Source organism: Parabacteroides sp. ZJ-118 (assembly GCF_011038785.1).
Lineage (GTDB): Bacteria > Bacteroidota > Bacteroidia > Bacteroidales > Tannerellaceae > Parabacteroides.
Genome location: NZ_JAAKDT010000080.1, coordinates 1 through 3,219, shown reverse-complemented (window position 1 = coordinate 3,219; position 3,219 = coordinate 1). Strand labels below are relative to the sequence as shown.

Below are 3,219 nucleotides of genomic sequence, written 5' to 3'. Positions count from 1 at the left end.
CCAAAATCGTGCGCGGGTGCACCGATTACAGCAGCATGCTCCCCATGAACATGGGTTTGAGTACTAATAAATACTAAATGTTTAATGAAAACAAAATCAGGGGATAGAAGCTAACAGCCATTGAATCCGTGATTTGCAATTTCGTCCGGCTGTGCTTGGACGCTTACGAATGCTTACGCTTCCGCCTTGGAAGATGAGGTAAGGCGATTACTGTCGGACCCCCACTTTCCGGAGGCTGAGAAAAAGCGAATTTTGGCGGATTTAAATTTGCTGTAAGCGTTCGGTAGACATGCGCAAGTCCTTTCATGGTCTGGAGGGACTGGTTGTGGAACAGTTCGGCCGTTACCTGATAGGAGACGAGGTTTTCGTATTCCTGTCAAAGAGCGGCCATGATGTACTCCTTCTTCGGCGCGTGTCGTGTGGTGGGAGCCAATGAGGTGGAATGGCTTACGTATGTACTGAATCCTGTCAAGGTCACCCTTGTGATATTTAATCTTTATCAATTATTAAAATAAGCGGTGCAGGCTGTTTGTGATACAAACAAGTCGGCTTTCACCGAACGCTTACTATGGTGATGACATTATTTGAGACGTGACACTGCTAACAGAATTTTTCAGTGAGTTGACGGATATTCACTACATCGGGAGGAATAAAGTCGCCGTCGTATATGATGGCAGATGTCTTTACTTTTTCGTTGAAGAGTTGTTTCAGATAATGTAAGTTCTTGGATAATCCAGTGTTATACGTGTGGGCTGATTTCACCTCGAAAATGTCGAGATATTCACCTACGGCTCTGATGATGTCTACTTCACGACCTTTGTTTTCGCGGTAAAAGAAAAGATTGTTTGTTTTACCTTCGTTAAATCGTTGTTTCAATAGCTCTATAACTGCCAAATTCTCAAAGATGGCTCCACGCAACGGGTGATTGCAGAGATGTTCGGAACGTTCGATGCCCAAAAGATGGCATAACAAGCCGGTGTCGTAGAAATATATCTTCGGTGTCTTCGTAAGTCGTTTGTTGATATTTGCGTAGTAAGGTTGCAACGGGAACAATATATAGGATGCCTCGAGTATTGAGGTCCACGACTTTACCGTTGGGGAGCTTATAGCGAGTTCATTGCCGAACTGTACTCCGTTGATTTCACTTCCCGTCCTGCCTGCCGCAAGACGCATGAATTTTTGAAACAGGCGTAAGTCGCCTATGTTTTTAAGCTGTCTCACATCTTTTTCAACATACGTTGTGTTATAAGCACTGTAAAAAAGATCGGCGGGACGTTGGCCGGTGACAACGGATGGGAATAAGCCGTTGAAAAGCAACGAATCGGTGTCTGTATCCGCATATTCGGGAATTTCGTTGAGAGCAAGGGGTAGCAATGTGAAAAGTACTGCGCGGCCGGCTAATGACTGCGTGATCTTCTCCATAAGCGAGAAATTGCTGCTACCTGTGACGATAAAACGACGATTCGGATGACGATCAACCTCTACTTGAATATATGAGAATAAAGACGGCACATGTTGCATTTCGTCAATGATGACCTTTTCACCACACTCGCTGATAAAGAGCTTGGGGTCGTCAGCAATTCTCTCACGCAGAGCAATATCCTCAAGGTTATATTCAATATAGTCGGGAAATGTATTGCGACAAAAGGTGGATTTACCCGACTGACGCGGGCCTGTGATAACTGTCACAGGAAAGTATTGTGAGCCGCGAATCACGGCAGGTGTAATATTCCTGAAGATGTACTCCATAACAATGAGTGTAAAATTAAAATGCAATTTTAAGTTAGCGCAAATTTAGCCATTATTTCTGAACGTGGCAAGTGAAACATTAGAAAGATGAGAAAAGAGAGAATATTGCTTTGCCTGGCGCACATGTCGGGCAAGGGACAGAACTTTATCAAATATGATCTGAATCCTATCAAGGTCACCCTTGTGATATTTAATCGTTATCAATTATAAAAATAAGTGGTGCAGGCTGTTTGTGATACAACAAGTCGGCTTTCACCGAACGCTTACTACCATTCTATGAAATCCATCAGGAAACTGGCCCGCTGGTATTTCTCCCGGTCGGCCTTGCCGTATTGGAGCATACTGCTCCTCGACTGCGTGTTTGTGGTGTTCTCGGGTCTGCTGGCCTTCACCGTTCACCACGGCTCGGAACAGACGCTCAGCGTCCTGGGCTCTCTCTGCCAGACCCTCTGCGCGTTCCTTGCCTGCTTCATCATCGGGTTCCGCATCTTCCACACCTACAACGGGGTTATGCGCTACTCCTCGTTCTCCGACCTGCAGAGGGTCGGCTCGTCCGTGATACTCGGGGCCGTGTTGTGCTGCGGCGTACTGTGGCTCTTCAACGCCTCCGACTGTATCGTGTCATTCGGATACGCCGACATAATCCTCATGGGGCTGTTCGCGGTCGCCTTCATGTGGACTGTCCGCGTGTGGGTGAAGACCGTCTTCGAGCAGACCGCCAAGCGCGCCGACACCAGCCGGGCATACATCCTTGGCGTCAGGGACGGCGGCGTGGCCCTCGCCAAGAGTATACGCTCGTCGGCTGACTCCCCCTATGCTCTCCAGGGCTTCGTAAGTGATGAGGGGGACATGGAGAACCGTGTGCTGATGGGGGTCAGGGTGTACCCGTTCGACAGCGCTCTGCCGGATACGATGAGACGAAACCGCGTCAGCACGCTGATAGTCTCACCCCTCAAGATGGACGCGCTGAAGGAGAAGGAGGCAGCGGAGCTCATCAATGAGCTGGTCGACAGCGGGGTCAGGATCCTCGTCATGCCTCAGGCGAGGGAATGGGACGGCAAGAGCGACCTGCGGCTGAGCGCCTTCCATCCGGTGGATGTTGAGGACCTGCTGCCGCGCGAGAAGATAGAGGTTGACATGAAAGCCGCCGCCGGCCTGCTCCACGGGCATGCGGTGATGATCACGGGGGCAGCCGGGAGCATCGGCTCTGAGATGGTGAGGCAGATAGCGGCATACGCACCGTCTAAGCTGATACTCATAGACCAGGCGGAGACCCCGATGCACGGCATCAGGATGATGATGCACGACCGGTGGCCGGGGATAGAATCGGAGACAATCGTTGCCGACATCGCCGACCGAAGGATCATGGAGCGCGTCTTCAGCCGGTACAAGCCGGAGTATGTCTTCCATGCGGCCGCCTACAAGCACGTACCGATGATGGAGGACAACCCCTACGAGAGCGTGGTCAAC

At 50.1% G+C, this 3,219-nt stretch carries 4 protein-coding genes; 3 read left to right on the top strand and 1 reads right to left on the bottom strand.

Annotated features, from left to right (window positions below; translation table 11 throughout):
- The first annotated feature begins 265 nt into the window (after window positions 1-265).
- Window positions 266-436: an IS66 family insertion sequence element accessory protein TnpB gene (gene tnpB / locus G7Y39_RS13955; protein ID WP_370520379.1), complete on the top strand. Its 171-nt coding sequence runs from the start codon at window positions 266-268 to the stop codon at window positions 434-436.
- 164 nt (window positions 437-600) lie between these two features.
- On the opposite strand, the gene G7Y39_RS13105 is transcribed toward tnpB, so the two are convergent.
- A complete protein-coding gene (locus G7Y39_RS13105; RefSeq protein ID WP_165157883.1) occupies window positions 601-1,749 on the bottom strand; it encodes an ATP-binding protein in 1,149 nt (382 codons plus the stop codon).
- Window positions 1,750-1,836: 87 nt separating this feature from the next.
- Here G7Y39_RS13105 and G7Y39_RS13820 point away from each other — a divergent pair, with 87 nt between their 5' ends.
- Both G7Y39_RS13820 and G7Y39_RS13100 read left to right on the top strand, forming a co-directional pair.
- Window positions 1,837-1,959 carry a hypothetical protein gene (locus tag G7Y39_RS13820; RefSeq protein WP_255453027.1) on the top strand — a complete coding sequence of 41 codons (123 nt, stop codon included), beginning with the start codon at window positions 1,837-1,839 and terminating at the stop codon, window positions 1,957-1,959.
- Window positions 1,960-2,025: 66 nt separating this feature from the next.
- A partial coding sequence (locus tag G7Y39_RS13100) for a polysaccharide biosynthesis protein (protein ID WP_165157882.1) occupies window positions 2,026-3,219 on the top strand: 1,194 nt, incomplete at its 3' end.